This window comes from Campylobacter sp. JMF_06 NA1 (genome assembly GCF_027737785.1).
GTDB lineage: Bacteria > Campylobacterota > Campylobacteria > Campylobacterales > Campylobacteraceae > Campylobacter_B.
Window position 1 is genome coordinate 199,845 of sequence record NZ_JAOVUA010000002.1, and the last position, 23,196, is coordinate 223,040.

Annotated in this window: 27 protein-coding genes and 1 tRNA gene; 16 read left to right on the plus strand and 12 right to left on the minus strand. The window is 41.3% G+C overall.

Translation table 11 applies throughout. From position 1 onward, the window contains the following. Positions 1-32: 32 nt before the first annotated feature. The gene (gene rpoD / locus OFO07_RS03770; protein WP_270870985.1) at positions 33-1,910 is read right to left on the minus strand and encodes an RNA polymerase sigma factor RpoD; all 1,878 of its coding nucleotides are present in this window, start codon (positions 1,908-1,910) and stop codon (positions 33-35) included. A gap of 231 nt (positions 1,911-2,141) precedes the next feature. On the opposite strand from rpoD, the gene OFO07_RS03775 reads away from it, so the two are divergent. The 12 genes from OFO07_RS03775 to OFO07_RS03830 are packed head-to-tail and all read left to right on the plus strand — an operon-like array spanning position 2,142 to position 10,941. Beyond that, positions 2,142-2,621: a 3-isopropylmalate dehydratase small subunit gene (locus tag OFO07_RS03775; RefSeq protein WP_270868740.1), complete on the plus strand. Its 480-nt coding sequence runs from the start codon at positions 2,142-2,144 to the stop codon at positions 2,619-2,621. 12 nt (positions 2,622-2,633) lie between these two features. Then, positions 2,634-3,704 carry a 3-isopropylmalate dehydrogenase gene (gene leuB, locus OFO07_RS03780; RefSeq protein WP_270870986.1) on the plus strand — a complete coding sequence of 357 codons (1,071 nt, stop codon included), beginning with the start codon at positions 2,634-2,636 and terminating at the stop codon, positions 3,702-3,704. A gap of 12 nt (positions 3,705-3,716) precedes the next feature. Next, complete coding sequence (locus OFO07_RS03785; protein ID WP_270858229.1) at positions 3,717-3,962, plus strand: hypothetical protein; 246 nt, start codon at positions 3,717-3,719, stop codon at positions 3,960-3,962. Next, a complete protein-coding gene (locus OFO07_RS03790) occupies positions 3,952-4,380 on the plus strand; it encodes a CiaD-like domain-containing protein (RefSeq protein ID WP_270870987.1) in 429 nt (142 codons plus the stop codon). Before OFO07_RS03785 ends, OFO07_RS03790 begins: the two co-directional genes overlap by 11 nt. Further along, positions 4,340-5,497, plus strand: coding sequence for a CCA tRNA nucleotidyltransferase (locus OFO07_RS03795; RefSeq protein WP_270870988.1), 1,158 nt, complete (start codon positions 4,340-4,342; stop codon positions 5,495-5,497). Before OFO07_RS03790 ends, OFO07_RS03795 begins: the two co-directional genes overlap by 41 nt. A gap of 35 nt (positions 5,498-5,532) precedes the next feature. Further along, positions 5,533-6,021, plus strand: coding sequence for a tRNA (cytidine(34)-2'-O)-methyltransferase (locus tag OFO07_RS03800; protein ID WP_270870989.1), 489 nt, complete (start codon positions 5,533-5,535; stop codon positions 6,019-6,021). Next, the gene (locus OFO07_RS03805; RefSeq protein ID WP_270870990.1) at positions 6,009-7,355 is read left to right on the plus strand and encodes an endonuclease/exonuclease/phosphatase family protein; all 1,347 of its coding nucleotides are present in this window, start codon (positions 6,009-6,011) and stop codon (positions 7,353-7,355) included. The genes OFO07_RS03800 and OFO07_RS03805 overlap by 13 nt, the downstream gene beginning before the upstream one ends. After that, the gene (locus tag OFO07_RS03810; RefSeq protein WP_270858223.1) at positions 7,352-7,486 is read left to right on the plus strand and encodes a hypothetical protein; all 135 of its coding nucleotides are present in this window, start codon (positions 7,352-7,354) and stop codon (positions 7,484-7,486) included. The genes OFO07_RS03805 and OFO07_RS03810 overlap by 4 nt, the downstream gene beginning before the upstream one ends. Next, positions 7,470-9,491 (plus strand): glycine--tRNA ligase subunit beta, encoded by a 2,022-nt coding sequence (gene glyS / locus OFO07_RS03815; RefSeq protein ID WP_270870991.1) that lies wholly within the window; start codon positions 7,470-7,472, stop codon positions 9,489-9,491. Before OFO07_RS03810 ends, glyS begins: the two co-directional genes overlap by 17 nt. Positions 9,492-9,500: 9 nt before the next feature. Next, positions 9,501-9,893, plus strand: a complete 393-nt coding sequence (locus tag OFO07_RS03820) for a DUF4878 domain-containing protein (RefSeq protein WP_270858221.1) — start codon at positions 9,501-9,503, stop codon at positions 9,891-9,893. A 16-nt stretch (positions 9,894-9,909) separates the two neighbouring features. Next, positions 9,910-10,299 carry a DUF4878 domain-containing protein gene (locus tag OFO07_RS03825; RefSeq protein ID WP_270870992.1) on the plus strand — a complete coding sequence of 130 codons (390 nt, stop codon included), beginning with the start codon at positions 9,910-9,912 and terminating at the stop codon, positions 10,297-10,299. A gap of 3 nt (positions 10,300-10,302) precedes the next feature. Beyond that, on the plus strand, positions 10,303-10,941 hold the full coding sequence (locus tag OFO07_RS03830; protein WP_270870993.1) for a YiiX/YebB-like N1pC/P60 family cysteine hydrolase: 639 nt from the start codon (positions 10,303-10,305) through the stop codon (positions 10,939-10,941). 119 nt (positions 10,942-11,060) lie between these two features. Here the strand turns inward: OFO07_RS03830 and OFO07_RS03835 are convergent, their stop codons facing one another. From OFO07_RS03835 to OFO07_RS03850, 4 genes are all read right to left on the minus strand, one after another. Beyond that, complete coding sequence (locus OFO07_RS03835; RefSeq protein WP_270870994.1) at positions 11,061-12,110, minus strand: cytochrome-c peroxidase; 1,050 nt, start codon at positions 12,108-12,110, stop codon at positions 11,061-11,063. 177 nt (positions 12,111-12,287) lie between these two features. Further along, entirely contained in the window at positions 12,288-13,007 is a 720-nt protein-coding gene (locus OFO07_RS03840; RefSeq protein ID WP_270870995.1) for a metallophosphoesterase family protein, read from the minus strand. Positions 13,008-13,205: 198 nt separating this feature from the next. Beyond that, positions 13,206-13,281, minus strand: a tRNA-Lys gene (locus OFO07_RS03845). 161 nt (positions 13,282-13,442) lie between these two features. Then, on the minus strand, positions 13,443-14,252 hold the full coding sequence (locus OFO07_RS03850) for a lipid-binding SYLF domain-containing protein (RefSeq protein ID WP_270870996.1): 810 nt from the start codon (positions 14,250-14,252) through the stop codon (positions 13,443-13,445). 110 nt (positions 14,253-14,362) lie between these two features. On the opposite strand from OFO07_RS03850, the gene OFO07_RS03855 reads away from it, so the two are divergent. Further along, positions 14,363-15,175, plus strand: a complete 813-nt coding sequence (locus OFO07_RS03855) for a M23 family metallopeptidase (RefSeq protein WP_270865123.1) — start codon at positions 14,363-14,365, stop codon at positions 15,173-15,175. Next, positions 15,168-16,046 (plus strand): hypothetical protein, encoded by an 879-nt coding sequence (locus OFO07_RS03860; protein WP_270870997.1) that lies wholly within the window; start codon positions 15,168-15,170, stop codon positions 16,044-16,046. Before OFO07_RS03855 ends, OFO07_RS03860 begins: the two co-directional genes overlap by 8 nt. 26 nt (positions 16,047-16,072) lie before the next feature. Here OFO07_RS03860 and OFO07_RS03865 read toward each other — a convergent pair whose 3' ends face one another. The 4 genes from OFO07_RS03865 to mobB are packed head-to-tail and all read right to left on the minus strand — an operon-like array spanning position 16,073 to position 18,262. After that, positions 16,073-16,672, minus strand: a complete 600-nt coding sequence (locus OFO07_RS03865; protein ID WP_270870998.1) for a LysE family translocator — start codon at positions 16,670-16,672, stop codon at positions 16,073-16,075. A 34-nt stretch (positions 16,673-16,706) separates the two neighbouring features. Further along, the gene (locus OFO07_RS03870; protein WP_270858212.1) at positions 16,707-16,910 is read right to left on the minus strand and encodes a hypothetical protein; all 204 of its coding nucleotides are present in this window, start codon (positions 16,908-16,910) and stop codon (positions 16,707-16,709) included. Next, entirely contained in the window at positions 16,910-17,761 is an 852-nt protein-coding gene (locus OFO07_RS03875; protein WP_270870999.1) for a class 1 fructose-bisphosphatase, read from the minus strand. Before OFO07_RS03875 ends, OFO07_RS03870 begins: the two co-directional genes overlap by 1 nt. 12 nt (positions 17,762-17,773) lie before the next feature. After that, positions 17,774-18,262, minus strand: a complete 489-nt coding sequence (mobB, locus tag OFO07_RS03880) for a molybdopterin-guanine dinucleotide biosynthesis protein B (protein WP_270871000.1) — start codon at positions 18,260-18,262, stop codon at positions 17,774-17,776. A gap of 90 nt (positions 18,263-18,352) precedes the next feature. Between mobB and OFO07_RS03885 the strand changes: the two genes are divergently transcribed. Together OFO07_RS03885 and ypfJ are read left to right on the plus strand one after the other, a co-directional pair. Further along, positions 18,353-18,871 (plus strand): hypothetical protein, encoded by a 519-nt coding sequence (locus OFO07_RS03885; RefSeq protein ID WP_270871001.1) that lies wholly within the window; start codon positions 18,353-18,355, stop codon positions 18,869-18,871. Between the two features lie 71 nt (positions 18,872-18,942). After that, positions 18,943-19,824 carry a KPN_02809 family neutral zinc metallopeptidase gene (ypfJ, locus tag OFO07_RS03890; RefSeq protein ID WP_270858208.1) on the plus strand — a complete coding sequence of 294 codons (882 nt, stop codon included), beginning with the start codon at positions 18,943-18,945 and terminating at the stop codon, positions 19,822-19,824. Between the two features lie 68 nt (positions 19,825-19,892). Here the strand turns inward: ypfJ and OFO07_RS03895 are convergent, their stop codons facing one another. Genes OFO07_RS03895 through gltX form a run of 3 tightly spaced genes read right to left on the minus strand, consistent with a single transcriptional unit; the run spans position 19,893 to position 23,129 of the window. Further along, entirely contained in the window at positions 19,893-21,551 is a 1,659-nt protein-coding gene (locus tag OFO07_RS03895; RefSeq protein WP_270871002.1) for a transglycosylase SLT domain-containing protein, read from the minus strand. Further along, on the minus strand, positions 21,548-21,835 hold the full coding sequence (locus tag OFO07_RS03900) for a YggT family protein (RefSeq protein WP_270858206.1): 288 nt from the start codon (positions 21,833-21,835) through the stop codon (positions 21,548-21,550). The genes OFO07_RS03895 and OFO07_RS03900 overlap by 4 nt, the downstream gene beginning before the upstream one ends. Next, positions 21,822-23,129, minus strand: a complete 1,308-nt coding sequence (gene gltX, locus OFO07_RS03905) for a glutamate--tRNA ligase (RefSeq protein WP_270871003.1) — start codon at positions 23,127-23,129, stop codon at positions 21,822-21,824. Before gltX ends, OFO07_RS03900 begins: the two co-directional genes overlap by 14 nt. Positions 23,130-23,196 lie beyond the last annotated feature (67 nt).

Below are 23,196 nucleotides of genomic sequence, written 5' to 3' on the forward strand. Positions count from 1 at the left end.
AAATTTCGCCCAAAATGGGCGAAATTTAAATTTTAAGATTCAATGTAGGTTTTGAGTTTGCGACCGATTTTTGGGTGTTTTAGCTTTTTGATCGCAGAACTTTCGATTTGGCGCACGCGCTCTCTGGTGATATTTAGCTCTTTGCCGATTTCCTCTAAGGTGCGGTCGCTCTCATCGTCTAATAACCCAAATCTCATGCGAATCACCGTGCGCTCGCGATCGTTTAACTGCTCTAAAATATCGTCGATTTGCTCTTTTAAATCTGATTTTAGGATTTGCTCGATTGGCGAGATTGAGTTTTTATCCTCGACAAAATCGCCGAATTTACCGTCGTCTTCGTTGCCGATTGGCGCTTCTAGGCTGATTGGCTCTTTTGTGATTTTGATGACTTGCTTGACCTTATCCACGCTAAGTCCCACTTCCTCGGCGATGACATTGATATCTGGTTCTTTGCCACCTTCTTGGATATATTTGCGTGTGATTTTGTTTATGCGATTGATAGTTTCAATCATGTGGATTGGGATACGGATTGTGCGGGCTTGATCGGCGATTGCGCGCGATATGGCTTGGCGTATCCACCATGTGGCGTATGTAGAAAATTTGTATCCTCTGCGATATTCGAATTTATCCACAGCCTTCATAAGTCCGATATTTCCCTCTTGGATTAGATCCAAAAACGGCAAACCGCGGTTTGTGTAGCGTTTGGCGATACTCACAACTAGGCGCAAATTTGACTTTGCCATGCGCGCTTTTGCGTTGTCGCTTATGCGTTTGCCACGCTTGATTTGCTCTAAAATTTCTTTTAGTCTCTCAGGCTCTAAGTTGAAGCTTTTTTTGCTTGCCTCTTTTGTCAAAAATAGCTTTTTGATATCCACATAAGTCGATACCATAGTCGCTTCTGGCACACGGGCGATGATATCTTCTTTGCTTAGTTTTGTTATGTCTTTTAGGATTTTTTCGTGGTTTTCACGAAGCTCTTGGCTAAACATTGGAAGCTTGTATTCTAGGCGTTTTAGCTCTTTGTCAAACCCTGCATCGCTTTTAAGGGCGGTTTCCATTGATTTTACGATTTCGGTAATTAGTTTGCTAGTTGGGCCCAAATCCATAAGTTTTTCTTTTAAAATTTTCTTTTTAAATGCCAAATTTAGCTTAGATAGTGTGTCGTTGCTATCTTTGATTTGTTCGGCGTTTTTTTCGGCAAATCTCATCCACTCTTTTTTGGCTTTGTCTAGGGCTTTGAAGCTTTCGATGACTTTTAGAGTGCGTTTGTCGTTTTTCTTAGGGGCTTTTTTGACCTCTTTTTCCTCGTCTTCGCCCTCGCTCTCATCATCGCTAAAATCATCGTCGATTTCCTCGTCCTCAGCTCCCTCTTCGTCGCTATCATCAAAGCTTTTGAAAAGCTCTTTTACGCGGCGTTCGCGGTTGATTAAAGGCTCTTTGTAATCCAAAATAAAGTCGATTAGGTATGGCACAGAGCAAAACGCATCGATGATGATATCCTCGCCAAGCTCGATTTTTTTGCTGATTTCTATTTCGCCGTCTTTGGTCAGAAGCGGGATTTGCCCCATTTCGCGCAGATACATACGCACTGGGCTATCAGAGCGCGACCACTCCAAAAGCTCGACATCATTTGAGATATCAAAATCATCGTCCCAGCCCTCGTCAAGTAGCCTTTTTTGGGTAGCTTCTTTTAATTTTGCGTCCTCGATATTTCGGATTTTTGAAATTTCAGCAGCCGAAATAAGCTCCACATCGTATTTTTTGATAAGAGTTTCGATTTTTTTTACGACAGCTGTCTTTGGAGCTGTATCGAAAAATTTAATCAATCTTTCAAAGGTTATATAGCTTTTTTGGTTTTCTTCAAAAAATTGTTCAAGCGTAGAGTTAAGTTCTTTTGCTGATACTGCCATCAAATCTCCTTGTCTGCAAAAATAACCTTTAATTATACCCAAATTTTATAAAGCAAAACTTAAATTTATAAAAAATTCCCAAATTTAGGGCAAAATTTCAAAATTTAAAATTTGGCTGAATTTTTGAAATTTTGCAAAATTCATACGCTGTTTTTTGGCTAAATTGATTTAAATTTAATCTAAGTTTTGCTAAAATCAAAAGTTTATTTTAAAACTGAAAAGGTGAAAATTATGGCAAAAGTATGGAAGTTTGCAGACAATATCGACACGGACATCATCATCGCGGCTAGATATTTGAATACATCTGATGCAGATGTGCTTGCAAAGCACATTATGGAGGACGCTGACAAGGATTTTTATAACAAAATTTCGCAAGGCGACATCATCGTAGCTGGTAAAAATTTTGGTTGCGGCAGCAGTAGAGAGCACGCTCCAATGGCGCTAAAAGCGGCAGGTATTTCGTGCGTAATCGCGAAAAATTTCGCTAGGATTTTTTATCGCAACAGCTTCAATATGGGGCTTTTGATTTTAGAGTGCGACCAAACTGATGAAATTGGCGAAGGCGATGAGCTAAAAATTGATTTAGATAAGGGAATAATCCAAAATTTGACCCAAAATACGCAGTATAAATTCGGCGCAATTCCACCATTTATGCAAAAACTGCTAAATGCAGGTGGCGCGATAAATTATGCGAAATCTCAAATGAAATAATTAAGGAAATTTATGAAAACTTATAATGTTTGCGTCATAAAAGGCGATGGAATCGGCCCTGAAATCGTGGAAGAAGCGGTTAAGGTTTTAGATAGTGTGAGCCATAAATTTGGCTTTGAGTTAAATTTCGACTACCATTTAATGGGTGGTTGCGCTGTCGATATTTTCGGCGTTCCGCTCCCTGATGAGACACTAAATGCCGCCAAAGCAAGCGACGCTGTGCTTTTTGGTGCGATTGGCGGGGCTAAATGGGACAATTTAGCGCGACATTTGCGCCCTGAAAGCGGACTTTTGAAACTTAGAAAAGAGCTTGGTGCGTTTGCAAACCTGCGCCCGGCAATCATTTTTGATGAATTAATCAACGCTTCCACTCTTAAAGCAGAGACCGTCAAAGGCGTGGATATCTTGGTCGTGCGCGAGCTAACGGGCGGAATTTACTTCGGACAACCACGCGAAAAACACGAAAAAAGCGCTTTTAACACTATGGTTTATAGCTACGAAGAGATCGAGCGAGTATCGAAAATCGCCTTTGAAGCAGCGATGAAACGGGGCAAAAAAATCACACTAGTCGATAAGGCAAATGTGCTAGAAACAAGCCAGCTTTGGCGCGAAGTAGTCGCAGAGGTGGCAAAATCATATCCAGAAGTTGCGGTCGAGCAAATGTATGTCGATAACGCTGCAATGCAACTCGTGCGCGATCCTAAGCAGTTCGATGTATTGCTAACCGAGAATTTATTCGGCGATATTTTAAGCGATGAGGCGAGTATGATTTGTGGCTCGATTGGGTTACTTCCGAGTGCTAGTATCGGTGGTAAGGTAGGAATCTACGAGCCGATCCACGGCTCTGCGCCTGATATCGCAGGTCAAGGAATCGCAAATCCGATCGCAACTATAATGAGTGCTGCGATGATGCTACGATACGCATTTAATGAGACCGAAGCGGCGCAGTGTATCGAAAACGCCGTGAAATCGGTCTTGCGCGATGGATACCGCACCAAAGATATAGCGAAATTTGATGCCAAAGAGATCTGCTCTACTAGCGAGATTGGCTCTATTATCAGCGATTATACGCATAAATTTTAATCTGGGCGCAAAATGGGCGAAGCGATAGAAGAAATCCTAAAAATGGAGCGTGAGGGCGATTTTTACGGCGCTTTGGCACTTGCGCGCACGCTCTTGCGCGTAGATCCAAACGACAGCGACGCTAGGGTGGCATTTGCCAGAGTGAGATTAAATCACAGGATAAAAAGCGGTGTAAATATGCAAATGAGCGAGATTTTCCTAAGTCCTGGTGGGCATAAAAATCGTGAGCTTAAAAGGTGGCTAATAAATGGATTATGAGAACGAATTTAACGATATCATTAACGCTGTAAAAAGCGAAATCAAAGCGCAAAAACAGGTGCAAAATTCGCAAAATTCACAAAATTCTACCAGCGCGGTGAGTTTTGCTGAGTTTATCGAGCACTCAAACGATGAATTGAGCGCTGATTTAAACAGCGACGAGATTGCGCAAAATTTGGGCGATGATGATAGCTTGAATTTTAGCGAGATGAATTTTAATGCGCCTAAAAGCAAGGCTAGCGCAAATAGCGATGAGGTGGCGTTTTTAAGCGCGGTTAGAGAGCGGATATTGGTGCTTTTTGAGGGGCTAAATTCCTTCGATAGCGCAGATATCGAGGCTAGGGTCGAGCTGAATTTGAAATTTATGGAATTTTTACTTGCGAGTATCGAAAACAGACTTGAAAATCTATCAAAATAGCGATTTTATCGCTATTTTTGACCTTCTTAAAAAATATACAAAAAGAGCGTATTTCGTCGGCGGTTTCGTGCGCGATTTTTTCTTGGGGCGCGAAAGCGGCGACATCGACATCGAAGTTTATGATATAAATCCGCAAAAATTTAGCGAAATTATGGGCGAGCTTGGCGCACTTGGGACTGGAAAGCAGTTTTTTGTCTATAAATTTCACAATTTCGACATTGCTCTGCCTCGCACCGAAAACAAGGTCGGAGTGGGGCACAAAGCCTTTGAAGTCGCCCTTGCAAATGACGAAAAAATCGGTGCTAGGCGCAGGGATTTTACGATAAATTCGATGATGATAAATATTTTTAGTGGCGAGGTGCTGGATTTTTACGGCGGGTTAAATGATTTAAGGGGTCGAATTTTGCGCGTTGTCGATGAAAAAAGCTTCGTCGAAGATAGCCTAAGAGTGTATCGTGGGGTGCAGTTTGCGGCGAGGTTTGGCTTCGATATCGAGCCAAAAAGTTTGGAATTAATGCGCCAAATCGATACTTCTGATTTGAGTGTGGAGCGGATTTGCGCTGAGCTAATCAAGCTTTTTAGGGCTAAATTTCAGGGTTTGGGGCTAGTAATCTTGCACGATTTGGGGCTGTTTGAGAAAATTTTTGGCGTGCAAATTTCGCGGGAGCGGTGCGTAAAAATCGCAAATTTTATTGATAATGGGCGAAAATTTGTAAGCGACGAGGCGTTTTTTTTATACGCTGTTTTAAATTTGTTAAGCTTAGACAAAAAGCAAATTTTAGAAAATTTAAAGCTAAATTCGCATTTTAGACGCATTATAAACGAGCCGTTTTATAAAAAAATTAACGATGAAAAACTAATGCAAATTTCACTGCAAATGCCGATAAATTTGTGGCTGGGTGTGTATAACCAAACTCGCATAAATCGCGCTAAAAAACTTGGAGTGTATGAGCAAAAATTTAAAACCAAAATTTGTGGCGATGAGCTTGTAAAGCAGGGATTTAGTGGCAAAAATTTGGGCTTGGAGCTTAAAAATCGCCAAAAAATAGAGATAAAAGAGTTTTTAAATTCACACCATAAAATCGCCCAAAAAAGCGTAAATTTAGAGAGTTTTTAGTAAAATCATCGGTTTGAATTAATAAGGAAGGCTTGATGTTTAATATCGTTTTAGTAAATCCCGAAATCCACACAAACACAGGCTCGATTGGGCGCATGTGCGTTAATTGCGGAGCTAGGTTGCACCTAATCAAACCGCTTGGCTTCGTGATTGATGATAAGCATTTGCGAAGAGCTGGCCTTGATTATTGGGCGAATTTGGATTTGAGAGTTTGGGAGAGCTGGGACGAATTTTACGCGGCAAACGAGGCGCACAAAGAGCGATTTTTCTTCGCTACGACCAAGACAAACAAGCTGTATTACGAGGCAAAATTTCAAAAAAATGATTTTATATTTTTTGGCGCAGAGGGGCATGGTCTGCCACTTGATATAATGAGAATAAACCGCGAAAACTGCATTACGATCCCCATGACCGCGCTTGGGCGAAGTCTAAATTTGGCCACGAGCGTGGGCATTATCACATACGAGGCGATTCGCCAAAATCTGGGCGAATTTGATTTTAGGAGCGAGATTTGCGAATTTTAGCCCTTCTTTTCGTCGCACTCGCACTCTTTGGCGCAGAGCTGAAAATCGCCACTTACAATGTCGAAAACCTCTTTGACGGCGAAAACAATGGCAACGAATACGAGGATTTTCGTTTGGAATCTGGCAAATGGAACAAGGCAAAATATAAAGAAAAATTAAATAAAATTGCGGGCGAAATTTTAGAGATAAACGCCGATATAATCGCACTTCAAGAGATTGAAAACGAAGGCGTTTTAAAAGCTTTGGCAAACAAAACGCAGTATAAATTTTATAAATTTTCAAACCCCAAATCAGCCCCAGCTGGCGTGGCGGTGCTATCAAAAATACCGATAATTTCGAGCGAGTATTACCGCATGAGTAGTGTCAAAACTCGTGATATATTAAGAGCGGATTTCGAGTTTGAGGGGGCGAGATTTAGCGTGTATGCCCTGCACATGCTTTCTGCACGCAATCCTATCGGGGATAGAAAAAAGAGTTTTGATTTTTTAGCAAAAATCATAAAAAACAAAAAAAATAGCGTGATTTTGGGCGATTTTAACACCGGCATTGGCAAAAATTCGCTTTTAAACGAAATTTTGGGCGAGGGCAAATTTGTCGATTTGTGGAGCGATAATGTCTGTTTCGCAAATAAACTAATCGCGTGCAAATCTCACGATAGCGGGGCTTTGCTAGATCATATTTTACTTAGCGATGATTTTTTTGGCAAGGCAAAATTTGGCTATAAAAAAGGCTCGTTTAAGGCCGAAAGCATAGCACAAAGCTCCGATCATATCGCGCTTAGCTTTGTTTTAAGCAGTGAAAAAATTTCGCCAAACAAACCCAAAAGCTTAGCTGTGCAAAACCCAAATTTAGAGTTAAAAGAGGCGCAAATTTCTGAAATTTACGGCGATGTAAATTCTGCCCCATTTATCCTAAAAAACGCAGTCGTAACCTACACTGACAAGCACGGAAGCGCGATTTCGCAAGGTAACAAGGGTGTGTTTGTGTATGGGCTAAGTGGCGTTAGCGTGGGCGATAGGCTAGATCTTGTCGTGCAAAAAGCTAAAATTTATAGGAAAAAATTCGAACTTAGCGAGGTAAAAATCCTCAAAAACCACGGAAATATCGGCAGTATCGAAAAATATACGCTAAAAGAGATTAACTATCACACCATCTCCCCTGGCGATGTCGTAGCGCAAATCTGGGGCGATGTGACGGACGGGCAAATCGTGGTAAATGGGCGAAAATATAAAATTTATTCCAAAAAAGGCAAAATCAAAAATCAAAAAAACGCAAAATTTAACAATGCGTATTTTACGATTTATGATGAGCAAAAGGAGTTTATAGTTCAATGATACATCTGCTTATGATGACCGCATTTGTGCTGTTTATGGCGTTTTTGGTCATCGGGTTTAACAAACAAATGATAGAAAAAAATAATAAACGAAATCAAGAAAAGGAAGAAAAAAATGAAATTACTTATTGAAATTGGAGTAGAAGAACTCCCAGCAATCCCGTTTTTGAAGGAATACAAAAACATTGCGCCAAAATGGAGTGCGGTTTTGGAAAAATACCGATTGCAAAGCGAATTTAGCTTCGAATTTACCCCTCGCAGATTTGTCATCTGCCACGAAAATTTCGCTAGCACACAAAGCGACAGCTTAATCGTGCAAACTGGTGCGCCAAAATCAGTTGCCCTAAAAGACGGCGCATGGAGCAAGGCTGCGCTAAGCTTTGCTAGCAAATGTGGAATTAGCGAGAGTGAATTGAAATTCAAAGAAATTGATGGCAAAGAGGTGCTGTATTTTGAGAGCGTGCAAAAAGGCGAGCCTAGCAAAAGCGTGCTAGGTGCGATGATTGAGGAGTTTTTGGGTAGTTTAAATTTCGGTAGAGCTATGCGCTGGGGCGAGGGCAAATTCGAGTTTATCCGCCCGCTTCGAAGTGTGGCTTGCTTGCTAGGAAATGATAGCGTGGAGTTTGAAATTTACGGCGTAAAAAGCGAGCTAGCGTTTTTCCCACACAGAAGCTTTGGGTATGAAAAGGTCAAATTTACTAGCGCAGAGGAATACTTTGCGCTTTTGGAAAAACACGGTGTGATTTTAAGCGCACAAAAACGCAAAGAAAAAATTCTAGCCGAATTTAAAGAAATCGAGAGCGCAAATGGCGTTACAATCGAAATCGACGAGGATTTGCTAAGCGAGGTTGTCGCCATTACCGAGCACCCAACCGCGCTACTTGGCAGTTTCGAGGCTGAATTTTTGGCAGTGCCAAAAGAGGTAATCATCACTTCGATGAAGGAAAATCAACGCTATTTCCCAGTTTTCAAAAATGGCAAGCTAAGCAATCATTTCGTCGTCGCAAGCAATGCAATCACCGATGATAACAGCCTAATCGTGCGCGGAAATGAGAAGGTTTTGCGCGCAAGATTAAGCGATGCTATGTTTTTTTGGCAAAGCGATCTAAAATCAGGGCTAAATCCAGAAAAACTAAAAAGCGTTTCGTATCTAAGCGGGCTTGGCTCGATTTATGATAAGCAAGTCCGTGAAATCTCTGTCGCAAAAGAGATTGCTAAATTTTGGGATAAAGAGCTAAGAGCCGAGTTTGGTGGGGATTATACTGGCGCGCTAGAAGAAGCGATAATGCTTAGCAAGGCGGATTTGGTTAGCACTATGGTGGGCGAATTCAGCGAGCTTCAAGGCATTATGGGAAGCTACTACGCCGCGCATGCGGGCAAAAACGAGCTAATTTCGCGCGCGATTTATGAGCAATACCTGCCAAATTCCGAGGACAGCGAGCTTCCTGTGGGCGTGTTTTCGTCGCTCGTGGGGGTTGCTACGAAATTTGAAAGCCTAGCAGGTCTATTTAGCATAAATAAAATTCCAAGCGGAAACAAAGACCCTTACGCACTGCGCCGCGCGGCCGCTGGAATTATCAAAATCGTGCAAAATTTGGGGCTAAATTTGGATTTGGGGGCGCTGGTTAAAAATGTAGCGGTGCAATATTCTGGGCTTGATAGCGATAAATTGTTGGATTTTATCAAAGATAGACTTTATGCTATTTACGATGTCAATCCATCTATTATAAAAGCGTGCCTAAACAGCGGCGAAGATGATATAAAGGCTCTTGGTAGCGCGATTATGGCGCTGGATAAAATTTCAAAAGATGAGAAATTTAAGGATAATTTCGACACCTTCAAACGCCTATCAAATATCATAAAAGATGAAAAAATCGGTGCTGTCGATGAAGCGCTTTTCCAAAACGAAGCTGAGGGCGAGCTAAATTCGGCGTTTAAGGCGATTAGCGTGAGCCAAAACGAGCCCGAGGCCTACCTAAATGCGCTTTTTGGATTGAAAGATAAAATCGATATGTTTTTTGAAAAAGTAATGATAAATGTAGATGACGAGGCTATCAGGGCAAATCGTATCGCAAATGTGGGTCAAATTTACAATGCGTTCAAAAAAATCGCCGATATCAAAGAAATCAGTTTTTAAGGAGAGAGTATGAAGAAGCTAATTTTAGCGTTTTTTGCTATGTTTTTTCTAATCGGTTGTGGTGGCGGTAGTGTCGATGATACGGTAAAGGGCTTTTTGGAAGCAGGGTATGCTGGCGATACAAAAACAGCCGCAAGCCTTATTTATCTTAGCAAAGAAGATATGCAAGATGAAAGTGTCAAGCCTGCATTAGAGGGCAAAGTGGGTATGTTGGTAGGTGAGGCTATGCAAGTAGCCAAAAAACACAACGGTCTAAAATCGATTGAAATCGTAGATAAAAATCTCGGCGAGGATGTCGGCACGGTGAAAGTGCGGATAGTTTTTAAAGATGGCAAAACGATAGATGATATGATGAAAGTGCGCAAAAATCACAAAGGCGAGTGGAAGGTGAATATTTTCTAAATTTTAAGGAGTAGCGATGAAAAGGTTATTTTCAGCGATTATAATGATAGTTTTTGTGGGTTGTGGCGAAGGTCCTGAGGAAGTGGTAAAAAGCTATGTCGATTCGGTAGGGTGCAAAGGAGATATCGAAAAAGGCGCGAGCCTAGTGTATCTAAGCGAAAGCCAAATGAAAGATGAGGCCACAAAGCGCAAGGTAGAGAGCAAGCTAGACTCGATGTCAGGCACCACCACAAGAGACGCTATGAGGCGTGGAGGGTGCAAAACAATCGAAATCACCGATAAAAATATCGGCAAAGACGCTGGCAGAATGAAGGTCAAAATTACCTTTGGCGACGGCACTACCGAAGAACTTGACGCCAGGGTGCGCAAAAATCATCAAGGCGATTGGAAGGTAGTATGGCGATAGTTTATGAAATTTAAAATTTCGCTTTTTATTTTTTTGGGATTTGCGCTTTTTTTGGCGGTGCAAATCCCGCAAATCTGCCAAAATTTACCCCAATTTTTTCAAGACAAAAATTTAAAATTTAAAACCCTAAATTTGCAAAATTTAACAAATTTGCCAAATTTAGCGCCCGGCGATCTGGTTTTTCGCCTAGGCGATGAGTTTGATAGCGCGCTAATCGCGCAAATGAGCGAGTGGAAGTATTCGCATGTAGGGGTAGTGATAGATACTGCGCCGACACAAATCCTGCACGCGATCAGCGACAAGCGATACGCTCAAAACGGTGTCGTGATAAGCTCGCTAGATGAGTTTGTCTCTCGTGCGCGTAAATTTGGCGTAGCAAGGATAAATTTTTTAAGCGCACAAGAGAAGCGAAATTTGATAAATTCGCTAAATTTGCGCGTGGGCGAGGAGTTTGTTTTGGCAAAATCGACTGAGCCAAATTTGTATTGCACCACGCTAATAGAGCGTGAAATTTTTAAAATTTATCCAAATTTTGCCCCCGCTTACACCTATATTGACGCGCCGTTTTTTCGTGGAGAGTATCTCTTTCCGCGCGCATTTGCCGAATTTAATGGCACCGAAATGATTTACGAGAGTGAGTGAAAATTCGCTATGAATTTCGCTGTGAAATTTCGCTGTGAAATTTAGTGGGAAAATTCGGGCATAAAAAAAGCTTGCCAAATTTGGCAAGCTTTGTGTGTCCGACGAGAATTTATAAAACCTTAGTAATCTAACTCTGGTTTTGGAGTAGCATCTGTTCTAGCTGGCAATACTGGGTATTTTAGAGCTGCATCAGGTAGTTTTCCGCTTAGAGCGTTGAAGAAAGTAACGATTTTGTTTGCTTCATCATCGCTGATTTCGATACCAAGTTGAACGCTACCCATAGCTTTAACAGCGTCTTTTAGTGACCAGATTGCGCCATTGTGGAAATATGGTGCAGTATCAACAATATTTCTTAAAACTGGTGCTTTAACCATACCGTTAGCATCGCCTTTGAAATCGCCAACATTAGCGAATTCGTATTTGCCTGCTACTTCGAACGGTTGCATTGTGCCGCCTAGGTTGATTCCGTTGTGGCAAGATACACAACCTTTATCGATAAATGTTTTTAGACCCTCTTTTTCGGCGTCAGTTAGGGCTTTTGAGTCGCCGTTTAAGAACTCATCATATCTTGATGGAGTTACAAGAGTTCTTTCGAAAATTCCTACTGTTGTAGCGAATAAATCGAAAGTGATTTTTGTATCTTTGCCATAAGCATCTTGGAATTCTTTAACATAGCCAGGGATTGAGTTAAGTAGTTTTTCTACGCTCTCAGGAGTTGCAGCCATTTCAGGAGCAGCTGTTGCTGGACCTGCTGCTTGCTCAGCTAGGTGAGCTGCACGACCATCCCAGAATTGCGCTGAGTTGAACACTGAGTTTAGTGTTGTAGGCGCATTGATATGGTGTGGGTTTGGAGTCCATTTGTGACCTGTTGAAGCTGGAACGCCGTCAGTTCCGCCGATTGCTAGGTTGTGGCAGGTATTACAGCTGATGATTCCACTTCTTGAAATTCTTGGGTCAAAATATAATTTTTTACCAAGTTCAACTCTTTTTTCAGTTGTTGGGAAATCTTTTGCATCTGGTGCTGCACTCTCTGCAAGTTTTGCGATTTCAGCAGCAGTTTTAGGTAGTGCTTGTAAGCCACTATCTTTTGCAAGTTTTGCCAAATCGTCAGCTGCGAATACTGAGCTAGCAACAACTACTGAACTAAGTAATAAAAACTTAACTTTCATTTTCCTCTCCTTTAAAAAAATGTAAATGGATTTTAAAATTTATTAAATAAAAAGTTACTTAAAAATTTAAGCGAAATAATAAAAATTCTTAAAAAAAAAAAAGATATAATTTATCGCAAAAAGGTGCTAGAACATAAAAAAATTACAAAATTTTATTAATTTAAGTTTTTTTTAAATTTAAAGCCGAATTTCCTCGATTTCTTGATAAATCACCCGAAATTTATCATCAATTTTAAAATCCTCGTGAAAATGCCCAAAATACCACTTTTTAAACTCTATTTTGTCGTAAAAATCCTGCAAAATTTTAGAATTTACATCATCGATTTTCGCTGCCATTGATAGTTTTATCACACGCGGTATGACAAATCTGGGGCAGGTGTGCGTGATGATGATATCGACATTAAAGCCGTGTTTTGCGAGGTTTGCGTTCGCTTCGCAGATATCGGCCTGGCTTATCATTTCGCCCTCCCACCACGAAATGCCAAGCTCTCGTCTATCTCGGTCGATACTAAGCGCGCCACCCATGGTGAAAATTTTGCGCCCTGCGATTTCATAGACTTGCCCCCTCATTAAATGATACACGCTTTGCGAAATTTTATGCACTTTGCCGCCAGCAAATTCGCTGATTTCATAGGCGTTTAATCGGTCGAAATTTTCATGGTTGCCGTCGATGAAAAGCGTGGTAAATTTACGCTCATTGAAGTATTTTAGCCACTGCTCCTCGCGCGCGTCGCTTTGAAACATATTCCAAACAAAGCCAAAATCCCCAGCGATGATTAAAAAATCATCTTTGCAAAGCGCGCTTTCGAATTTTTCGAACTTTTTAAATCGCGCCATTTCGCCACTAAACCCGCGCCAGCCGCCGTGTGTATCGCCTGTGATAAAAATTCTATTCATTGCCTGCCTTTTTAAATTTTTGTTTGATTTTTGCTTTTGCGATATTTATTTTATGTGCAAAATCCAAAATTTATGGAATTTTCATTATTTTTCAAATTTTGTATTTACCAAAATACTGACCCAAAAAACGATTACAACTATAAAATTGAAATTTTTGTATTTTATCGGAAACGAAATAAAGCTCAAAGGAAAATTTGGTGGTGTCCCGTGCAGGCTTCGAACCTGCGGCCCTCTGATTAAGAGTCAGATGCTCTACCAACTGAGCTAACGAGACACGAACTTGTATTTTATTCATATATATATAAAAAATAGGTTAAATTTGGCAGAATTTTCGAAAATTTGATTAAATTTAAACGATTTATTATTGAGAGTGAAATTCCATAGATAAATTTAATGAATTTTAGGCTCCCTTAACGAGAGCCTAAATTTGAGAAATTATTTTTTTGTTTGAGTTTTGCTTGCTTTTGCGCCTTTTTTGTAAGGGCGGTCAGAAACGATTGGTTTGCCATCAGCGTATTTTTTCTCAATTTTTGCAAACTCATAATTTGCGCCTACATTTTTAGCTGAGCGGACATTGCCCATTGTTAGGTATTTATAAAGAACAGCTTTTAGGTTTTTAGTGTGTTCTGTATTGCGTGGAGAGTCGTTTAAAATATCCTCGTAAGCGTAAATTCTCTCATAATAATCGTTTGTTAGTTGATCATCGATTGTGATACGACCGCTATCGATTGTTACGCCAGCATACAAGCCTGTTTGCTCGCCTGGGGTTGCAATCCATGCTGAAATATCAGGTAAATCAGTAGCGCGACCAGCTTTCGCACCGTGTCCGCCAAATGCTGCACCAGCGCTTACTTCTAGTGTATCAGCGCCTGTGAATACATCTTGGTAAGATTTAGTTGTGTGGAAAAGTAGCACAACATCGCTTGTCTCGTATCCTGCTTGGATACCTACGCCAAAGCCTTTGTATTTGATGAAAATCGGAGCACTCCATGTGCCATCAGCATTTTTTACGCTAAAAATTCCATCGCCGTATTGGATAGAAGCGCCAGCTGCTAGGCGTTTGACATCTGTTAGGATCGCTACTGCTTTTGCGCCTTGTAGATATTTTTGATCTACATGGAAACCGCTAGATGCGCCAAATGATCTCATAACATTAGTCGCTGCGATGACTTCTTGATTTGCTACGACATCAGCGTGCAAAAAACTAGAAACTACAAATGAAGCAATTAATAAAAATTTTTTCATATGTTTAATCCTTTTAAAATAGAAATTTAGTTATTATAACAGCAATTTCATTTTTTTTAGCTAATTTTTAACAAAAAATTGATGAAAAATAACAAATTTTTGGGAAAATAATGAAAATTTTGGCGATTTTAGCATTATGCGCGGTTAAAATTTTTGCTTTATCGATAGTAAATGGTGAAGCAATTGTTTTGAAATTTAACAAAAACACGAGTGAAATTTTAGCAAATGGTAAAAAAATTCCCCTCGTAAATTCACTGGGTAGTGATGAAAAAATTGCAATCATCGCTGCAAATTACAGAGCCAAAAACGATATCAAACTCAAAATCACCCAAGATGGCAAAACCACAACCGAGATTATAAATTTAATCAAAGGCGATTACAAAAGCGAGGCATTTTCTGTCGCTCCGTCTAAGGTAAAACCGCCAAAAGAGGCCAAAGCTCGCATAGAGCGCGAACTAGCCGAAGCAAACAAAATTTACGCTAAAACTACGCCAAAAATTTTATTACAAAAACCTTTTTTATTACCTTCAAATGCTAAAATTACATCCGCATTTGGCAATGCGCGCACCTTTAATGGCGAGTTGAAAAGCTACCACTCAGGCACGGATTACCGCGCTGCTATGGGCACAGATGTGCATAGTGTGGGCGAGGGCGTGGTCGTGATAGCAAAGGACAGATATTACGCTGGTGGTTCTGTGGTGATAGACCATGGTGCTGGCGTGTATTCGCAGTATTATCATTTAAGTAAAATTTTGGTAAAAGTAGGTGATAAAATAGGCGGTGGCGATAAGCTAGGGCTAAGCGGTGCTAGCGGGCGCGTGAGTGGGCCACATTTGCACTTTGGGATCGCTATAAATGGTGTGAGTGTGAATCCTTTGGATTTTATAAATAAATTTAATAAAGTGGTGTTTGAAAATGAGTGAAAACAAAAAATTAACCCCAAAAGAGTTGATAAAAGAGTTAATCGAAGGTAGCGAATATACGCTCAAAGACTCGGTAAAAGGGCGCGTGCGCATAGTAGGGCGAGATAAAAAAATCATAAATTTCCTCCCAAGACAATTTGGCGTAGAGAGCCTCAATGACAAAATGAGCCTAAGCCCAGAACAAATCGCAAAAATCAAGGCAAATTTCTTATCTATTTTGCGCGAGGGAGCAAAACCAGCCACGAGCGCTGGAATTACTGGCGAGGCTAGCATGGAGCAGGATTTGCAAAGTGCTACAAAAAAATCGGTCAAAAGCAAGCCGAAATTTAACCTAGCGTCTAAAAATAAAACCTTGCAAGAAATTTACGAGGGCTCGAAAACAGCTGTCGTTAAAACACAGAGCAAAAGCGCGCAGTATTTCACGCCAGTGGCCGTGCGCAAGAAAAACACAAAAATCCCATGCAAGGTGAGAATTTCGTTTTTGCGCAAAAGTTGCAGTGACGAAAAATTAGGAATCCTAGCTAGGGTGAAAATTCCGCTTTTAATGGAAAATTTCGGACTAAATGATGTCATAAACTCATCTGAACACGCGCAAATGGCGAAAAAAATGGTTCGCACAATCGCGAATTTGTATGTCGCCAAAGATTTGCGTGGCGTGCGCATAGAGGGCCCTGTGTGCCTATCTATGGGCTTTAAAAGCCAAATGGCAGATATCAGCAACCACGCCTTTGTCTTCAAACTCATCGAGGATACTTTGGTAAATAACCGCGTCATCACAGACGATAACGCTAGCGTCGTCAAAGAGATAAAAATGTATAAACAAGACGAATTTGACGGCGTTTTGGTCGATATTTTAAAGACAGATAGATAATCGCTTCAAAATTTAATCGCTTAAATTTAAGCGATTAAATTTTTCACAACTCCCCAAAGAAGTTTTGCAGCATAAAACACCAAAATCGCCGTAGAAATGTAAGCAAACGCCCTAGCTACGCTATCTGGCAGGCGCGCTCTGTTTTTATATATCACAAGCGGAAAAAGCGTAATCCACGATAAAATCGCTATAAAAAGCCCCAGTAGTGAGAGAGCGAAATTTTCGCTACTCACGCTGGCTGAGACACTGAGCCAAAACATAATCACATAAGGATTTAGTAAATTTAGAAAAAAGCCTTTTGAATAAATTTTGGCGCGAGAGCCAAGCTCGACGCTTTTGATTTCGGGTGTGTTGCGCGCACTTTTGTGAATTCCATACGCAATGTATAGCAAAAAACACGCCCCAAACACCGAAATAATCGCAAATACAAGCGGAATTTTGGCAAGTTGCGAAATCCCAAATGCGCTAAGGGCGAGATAAACCATATCCGCACTCATCGCGCCAAGCCCCAAGCAAAGGGCTTTTGTATAGCTTTGCAGGGCGTAAGACATAATCAAAACATTAATCGGACCGATTGGCACACTCACGCCAAAGCCCATTAAAATGCCGTTTATAAAGGCGTTCATCGATTTCCTTAAATTTTTAGTGTGAAATTAAAATTTAAAATTCAAAATCGCCAGTGCTACCCTTTGACATGCTCTCAAACACGGCTTTGACATACTTATCGCGCGTTTGACAGTCTAGGATTTTTTCACACTGGCTACAACTTTGCAAGCCATTTTGCGCTTGGCAATCTTGCAAAATGGCTAAATTTTTGTCTAAAATTTGCTCGAAAATATCGCGTTCTTGGTTATTTTCTGACATTATTTTTCGCTTTGATAAATTTCGTGCATTTTTGAAATTTCATATTTCGAGCCGAAAAAACACGGTGTGGTTTGGTGAATTTTTGAAATTTCAAGCTCTAAAAGCGAATTGTTTTTTCCGTCGCTAGTAGCACCGCCAGCACGCTCGTAGATATAGGCAAACGGCAACACTTCAAACGCCATGCGAAGCTTGCCTGCTGGGTGATCGCTCGTGGCTGGGTAGCTAAATAGCCCACCACCTTTTAGCAAAATTTGGTGCAGGTCGCTGACCATGGCACCTGAGTATCTGAGGCGATAACCCTCGTCAAATAGCGCTCTTACGAGCACTCTGTGCGTATCGCTCCAACCTTTTTGCGTCGCTCCTGTGGCGTTTAGTTTGCCTTTTTCGTTTAAAACTAACTCTTTTGCGAAGGCAAATTTGCCGTCCCTGCCAAGCCTGTATAGCTTCGGAGTATCGCCTAAACATACGCAAAGCTCGATTCTAGGGCCATACACGCTATATACTGCTCCGCGCAATGAGCTTGGTGAAATTTCGCCCTCATAAATCGCAAAAATCGAGCCCACGGCGAAATTTACATCTACTAGGCTAGATCCGTCGAGCGGATCGTAAGCTACTATAAATTTGCCGTTTTCATTAATGCTTAGCATTTCCTCTTTTTCTTCGCTAATTAGGGCCTTTACGCACTCTACGCCGCGAAATTCGCGCTCGATTATCATATCGCTTAGCACATCGAGTTTAAGCTGTGTGTCGCCGGTGGAATTTTGCGTGCTAGCGTAGCCGAAATCAGCATATTTTAGCTCTTCGCTGATTAAAACGGCGATTTTTTCTATTGTTTTTACGATTTCTTGCATACTCTCTCCTTTTTAAACTTTTTTAGCATTATCAAGTATCCATTTTGCGATACTTTGCGCGTCATTTATGTCGAAATTTACGGGGCAGAATTTATCCATTTGCGCTTTTGGCAAATTTGTCGCAATGGCCTGCGAAAACGGTAAATACGCCTCGTCGATTTTGTCCCTAAATAGGCTGATTCGTGGCAGGGGCAGTGTTTTTAGACCCTCCACAATCAAAATATCAAAATCACCAAATCCATCGATAATCTCGTCTAAATTTCGCATTTGTTTCAAAAAATATGTCGTGCGCGTAGGGCTTACGACCGCCACATCTGCGCCAACTGCGCTAAATTTCGCGCTATCCTTGCCCTCGGTGTCAAATTTGGCCTTGTCTTTGGGGTCGTGTTTGACGATAGCGACCTTTAAATTTTGCTCGATAAAAATTTGCGCTACCTTGCAAATTAGCGTTGTTTTGCCGGTGTTTGACGGACCTGAAAACGCAATGGCTAGTCTTTTCATATCTCTCCCTTAAAAAACCTTGATTGTATCAAATTTAGCCTTTTAAAAAGCAAAATTTGATAATATACGCCAAAATTTAAAGGAAGAAAAATGCAAAATTTAACTATTTCAAAATTTGCGCACACTCTGATTTTAGGGCTGTTTGCGCTAGGAATTTGCTCGTGCGCTAACAAAGAAAAAGTCCCTCACGACCCGGTCAAAAACGAGTTTATGGCATATACGCAAAAATTCGAAAGCGTCAAAGAGGGCGATAGATACCTGGGCGTGGCGACCTATCTAAACCCCACAATGCCTGAAATTCGCAACGAAAGAGAAGATGAGTTTTTCTTGCTAACCTCGTATCCAAAAGAGATCGAGATTAAAAATGTGCGCGTAAATGGAAGCGACGAAAATGTCAGCGTGGAGCTAATTGCCGATGCAAGCCCGCTAGCTAGCAAAGAAGTTTTTAAAATCGCGTGGTCTAATCGCTACAAAATCAGTGCGCCAAAAACGCAAAAAGATGATCTCGTGCTTAGCTTTACGACATCAAACGACCTAAATGCGAGCGTGAAATTTCGCAAGGTCTCAAAGTCGATGTATTGGCACCCTAAGCTCAAACTCGACGATTAGAGTGGGCGTAAATTTTGCTAGAAATAAAATTTGTGATAAAATTTCAGAAATTCAAATTTGAAGGATAAAAAATGAAATGGCGTGGCGGAAATAAAAGCTCAAATATCGACGATATGAGGGCTAGTAGCGGTGGTGGCGGAGGCGGAGTAAATCTCGCGCTTTTGATTCCTGTGGTGAAATTTTTGGTAAAAACGAAATTTGGCAGAATCGTCCTAGCCCTTGGCGTGGTAGCGGCGTTTATGGGTTATAATCCGCTAAATTTGCTAAATTTCACCTCTGCTGGCGGTGGAGCTGCGGCTAGTAAATTCGAAAACAACGAAGCAGCGCAGGAAGCCAAGGATTTCGTCTCTACCGTTTTGCGCCAAACCGAAGATGTTTGGGGCACGATTTTTGCGAAATACGGCGCGAAATACTCTGAGCCAAGACTGCTTTTATTCCACGGCGCGACAAGAAGCGGGTGCGGGTATGCTAGCTCGCAAGTTGGCCCGTTTTACTGCCCGGCTGATACTAGGATTTATTTGGATACGGATTTTTTCTCTGATTTGGCGAAAAAACACCACGCAGCGGGCGATTTCGCGCAAGGCTATGTCATCGCGCACGAAGTGGGACACCATGTGCAAAACCTGCTAGGAATTTTATCTAACGCCGATAAATTAAAGGCCAGAACAAACGAAGCTGGGGCAAACGCGATTCAGGTTAGAGTGGAGCTTCAAGCCGATTGTTTGGCGGGTATTTGGGGACATCATCAATACAAAATTTTAGAAGATGGCGACTTGGAAGAGGCGCTAAATGCCGCTACGATGATAGGCGATGATACCTTGCAAAAAAAGGCGCGTGGGTATGTGGTGCCGGATTCTTTCACGCACGGAAGTGGCGCACAAAGAAAAGAGTGGTTTTATAAAGGCTTTAAAAGCGGTTCGCTAGAAGCATGCAAAAGCGGATTGGAAAGTTAGTGAATTTGGCGAAATTTAAAATTTCGCCAAATTTTGAATTTTAATAAATTCGCTAAATTAGGTTAAATTTAGCGGATTTTATCACTCTTGCTTGGGATTAAGAGCTTATCTAGCTCCTCACGCACGCTTACTTTTGAATTTGGGTTTAAAATATGCGAATAAATCACATAATTTGCCAAAACCTTCTTGCCATAATCCCTACTTTCAGCAAATGTTACTAGCTCCATTGACAAAAATGGCTCGTATTTGCCCCTTTTAAACAAATCTGCGCGTTTTAGAAGTTTGCTCGTAAATCCTAGTCCGCCGTTGTATGCGTATGCGATAAAAACCGGGCTAAGTAGCTTGGTTTCGAGTGTATCGATGTGGATATTGGCGAATTTATAGGCGATTTTTGGATCAAACATCATATCTTGATCCCAGCCCTCGATACTAACCTGCTTTTTGGCGATATCGTTCGCTACAAATGGCATAAACTGCATCATACCAAGCGCATACGAGGTCGAAACCGCGCTTGGGATAAAGCGTGATTCTTGGCGGCCAAGGGCTAAAATCAGCGCTTGGCGGTGCAAATCAGTAGTGCCGATATGTTCCATAAATGGCGTTAGATAGTAGTTATCGCGCCCGCCACTAGCCTTATTCATTATATACGCCCACTCGCCAAGGCTCTCTTTGGTGTCGAATTTCTTCGCAAACTCCAAAAGCTCTGCTTTGCCCATTTTATCGGCTTTGGCCTTGGTGCGAACCCAGTTAAATGGGTTTTTGATATCATAGTTTGAAATTTTATCGCGCGCTGGGGTTGGATTTATGATATTTAGGCTTTTATCGCCCAAAATTTCCTTTGCGTAGAGCGAATAGAGGCTATAATAGTTGCTTTTGGCAAGCTCGCGCAAGATATTTTCATCTTTGCTTAGCAAATAGACCCAAAATTTCGCATTGTGCGAGTTATGCACGCTCTCTATCGTAGCTGCCGCACGCCCAAAATACGCCAAAGCCTGTGCCTCATCGCCATAAGTTAGAGCATTTACGCCGAGCAAAAACGCGATTTCTTTATCCACTTTTTGCGGATCAATTCCTAGCATAGATTGGCGCAAATTTGGATATTTGCGCTTGATTACGGCATCTTCAAGCACGCTTTTAAAGCCAGAGAGTTGCGCCATATCTGTGATAAAAGCTGGGCTTGCGTTTATGTTTAGCAAGCTCTCATCGCCTTTGAATTGATAATATGCGAAGTAGTTTTGCGCATGACCGCTCTCTTTAAAATACTGCGCCGGCGAGCCTGAATTGAAGCCTTTTAGCAAATTTATCGCACTCATCGCGCCCAAATTTCCGCTATTTTCAAATTTGCTAATTAATGCCGAGCGAGTTTTGGGGCTTAGCTTTGCCACAAATGCTGGATAGCTTCTAGCCTTTTGGCAGGTCAAATTCGCATCTAGTATATTCGCGCTACTTATCCCTGCGCACTTATCTGGCTTTGGCAGAGCTTTAAACGCGCCTAAAATTTTATCAAGTTCCTTTTTTATCTTGCCACGATAGCGGTAAATTCCAGCCTTTCTTAGGGCTTTTAACTCGTTTTTATCGTATTTGGTCTCGGTGGCTAGGCGGTAAATATAATAATCTTTCGCCAAAGATTTTGGCTCGTTTTTTATCTCTTCGTAGCTTTTGACATTTGCTGCGGCAAAACTCGCGCAAAGTGCCACCGCTAGGCTAAATTTAAATAAAATTTTCAAAAAACACTCCTTTGTAAGGCATAAATTATCGCATTATCAATCACGCTAAGGCCGATTAAAATCACAAGCGGGGCGAAATCAAACCCGCCAAGCGTGGTTGGGATATACCTGCGCACGAGCTTGAAAGCCGGGGTTGTAAGCTTGTAGATCGCTTGGACAAATTTATTAAACGGATTTGGGCGTATGAAGCTAAGCACGCAGGCAACAAACACAAGCAAAATGTAGGCTTGTATGGCGTAGTGCAGAGTGATCAAAACGCCGTAAATTAGGCTATTTGCTAGCATTTAGGATTTCCTTGATTGATGATTTTATGAGCGGGTAAAGTTCATTTAACTCTGGTCCGTGAGGCGCGCCTGTAAGAAGCAATCTAAGTGGCATAAAAAACGCCTTGCCTTTGAGAGCGGTTTTTTCCATAAGGATTGTTTTTAACTCGTTAAATTCGGCTGGAATTTGGGCTAAATTTAAAATTTCGTTTCGCAAAATTTCAGCGTTTTGGCTAAATTCGCTTGGAATTTCTTTTTGGCTAAAAATTGCGCTAATTTTTGCTTTGATTTCTGGGATTAGGCTGGATTCTTGGGTGTAAAATTTCACTAACTCTACCTTGCTTTCATCTACGCCAAAAAGCTCGCAAATGCGCTTAGTGCTTGCTCTTTTGATATGCTCGCGGTTGATAAATGCAAGTTTGTCGATGTCAAATTTCGCCGGAGCCTTTGAAATTTTAGCGATATCAAAAAACTCCACCGCTTCTTCGATACTAAAAACCTCGCACGGGGTTTTATTTCCTAGCAAAACCAAATAATTCGCAATCGCCTCAGGCAAAAATCCAGTATCTAGCATCCATTTTACGCTACTTGCGTCGTCGCGTTTGGACATTTTCTTGCCATCAGGCCCCAAAATAATCGGCAAATGCGCGTATGAAATCTCGTCTGTGTATCCCAAACACTCCCTAATCCAGTTTTGTTTCGGGGTGTTGCTGACATGATCCTCGCCCCTGATTACGAAGGTAACACCCTCTAACATATCATCAGTGGCGCAAGCGAAATTGTATGTTGGGGTCTTATCCGCGCGCATGATGACGAAACTATCGATATTTTCAGGCTCGAAGCTAATCTCGCCCTTGATAGCGTCTGTGAATTTCAAAACTCTGGTTGGTTTTTTAAGTCTAATTGTAAATGGCTTTGGATTGTCTATGACCTCAGCGTCACTTAAATGCTCGCAAGTCCCGTCGTAGCGATACGCTACGCCTTTTTCTTTGGCTTTTTCTTTTTTGGCACTAAGCTCTTCTTCGCTACAAAAGCAGCAAAACGCCTTGCCTTCTTGCAGAAGCTTTGCGGCGAATTCTTGGTGAAATTTTAAATTTTTGCTTTGATAATAAAGTGTTTGCCATTTGATACCAAAAAGGGATAAAATTTCCATTATATCTTTGTCTTTGCCCTCGATATTGCGGGCAGTATCGGTATCCTCGATACGCAAAATAAATCCACTTTTATCTTGAAGCGAGCGGATATAGTTAAAAATCGCGGCGCGTAAGTTTCCAATGTGCATATCGCCTGTGGGTGATGGCGCAAATCTATACATAAATTTTCCTTTTCTTTATTAAATTTCAAAATTTGCCATTATACTTTTTTCTACCTAATAAAAAGCA

What these genes read in the sequence shown, in the direction of transcription:
- OFO07_RS03790 (WP_270870987.1), top strand. Translation starts at nt 3,952, where the DNA reads ATGGATTATGAGAACGAATTTAACGATATCATTAACGCTGTAAAAAGC.
- OFO07_RS03900 (WP_270858206.1), bottom strand. Translation starts at nt 21,835, where the DNA reads ATGCTAGCAAATAGCCTAATTTACGGCGTTTTGATCACTCTGCACTAC.
- OFO07_RS03820 (WP_270858221.1), top strand. Translation starts at nt 9,501, where the DNA reads ATGAAGAAGCTAATTTTAGCGTTTTTTGCTATGTTTTTTCTAATCGGT.
- gltX (WP_270871003.1), bottom strand. Translation starts at nt 23,129, where the DNA reads ATGTATAGATTTGCGCCATCACCCACAGGCGATATGCACATTGGAAAC.
- leuB (WP_270870986.1), top strand. Translation starts at nt 2,634, where the DNA reads ATGAAAACTTATAATGTTTGCGTCATAAAAGGCGATGGAATCGGCCCT.
- OFO07_RS03785 (WP_270858229.1), top strand. Translation starts at nt 3,717, where the DNA reads ATGGGCGAAGCGATAGAAGAAATCCTAAAAATGGAGCGTGAGGGCGAT.
- OFO07_RS03840 (WP_270870995.1), bottom strand. Translation starts at nt 13,007, where the DNA reads ATGAATAGAATTTTTATCACAGGCGATACACACGGCGGCTGGCGCGGG.
- OFO07_RS03800 (WP_270870989.1), top strand. Translation starts at nt 5,533, where the DNA reads ATGTTTAATATCGTTTTAGTAAATCCCGAAATCCACACAAACACAGGC.
- mobB (WP_270871000.1), bottom strand. Translation starts at nt 18,262, where the DNA reads ATGAAAAGACTAGCCATTGCGTTTTCAGGTCCGTCAAACACCGGCAAA.
- OFO07_RS03825 (WP_270870992.1), top strand. Translation starts at nt 9,910, where the DNA reads ATGAAAAGGTTATTTTCAGCGATTATAATGATAGTTTTTGTGGGTTGT.
- OFO07_RS03860 (WP_270870997.1), top strand. Translation starts at nt 15,168, where the DNA reads ATGAGTGAAAACAAAAAATTAACCCCAAAAGAGTTGATAAAAGAGTTA.
- rpoD (WP_270870985.1), bottom strand. Translation starts at nt 1,910, where the DNA reads ATGGCAGTATCAGCAAAAGAACTTAACTCTACGCTTGAACAATTTTTT.
- glyS (WP_270870991.1), top strand. Translation starts at nt 7,470, where the DNA reads ATGAAATTACTTATTGAAATTGGAGTAGAAGAACTCCCAGCAATCCCG.
- OFO07_RS03870 (WP_270858212.1), bottom strand. Translation starts at nt 16,910, where the DNA reads ATGTCAGAAAATAACCAAGAACGCGATATTTTCGAGCAAATTTTAGAC.
- OFO07_RS03830 (WP_270870993.1), top strand. Translation starts at nt 10,303, where the DNA reads ATGAAATTTAAAATTTCGCTTTTTATTTTTTTGGGATTTGCGCTTTTT.
- OFO07_RS03885 (WP_270871001.1), top strand. Translation starts at nt 18,353, where the DNA reads ATGCAAAATTTAACTATTTCAAAATTTGCGCACACTCTGATTTTAGGG.
- ypfJ (WP_270858208.1), top strand. Translation starts at nt 18,943, where the DNA reads ATGAAATGGCGTGGCGGAAATAAAAGCTCAAATATCGACGATATGAGG.
- OFO07_RS03855 (WP_270865123.1), top strand. Translation starts at nt 14,363, where the DNA reads ATGAAAATTTTGGCGATTTTAGCATTATGCGCGGTTAAAATTTTTGCT.
- OFO07_RS03875 (WP_270870999.1), bottom strand. Translation starts at nt 17,761, where the DNA reads ATGCAAGAAATCGTAAAAACAATAGAAAAAATCGCCGTTTTAATCAGC.
- OFO07_RS03810 (WP_270858223.1), top strand. Translation starts at nt 7,352, where the DNA reads ATGATACATCTGCTTATGATGACCGCATTTGTGCTGTTTATGGCGTTT.
- OFO07_RS03865 (WP_270870998.1), bottom strand. Translation starts at nt 16,672, where the DNA reads ATGAACGCCTTTATAAACGGCATTTTAATGGGCTTTGGCGTGAGTGTG.
- OFO07_RS03775 (WP_270868740.1), top strand. Translation starts at nt 2,142, where the DNA reads ATGGCAAAAGTATGGAAGTTTGCAGACAATATCGACACGGACATCATC.
- OFO07_RS03850 (WP_270870996.1), bottom strand. Translation starts at nt 14,252, where the DNA reads ATGAAAAAATTTTTATTAATTGCTTCATTTGTAGTTTCTAGTTTTTTG.
- OFO07_RS03835 (WP_270870994.1), bottom strand. Translation starts at nt 12,110, where the DNA reads ATGAAAGTTAAGTTTTTATTACTTAGTTCAGTAGTTGTTGCTAGCTCA.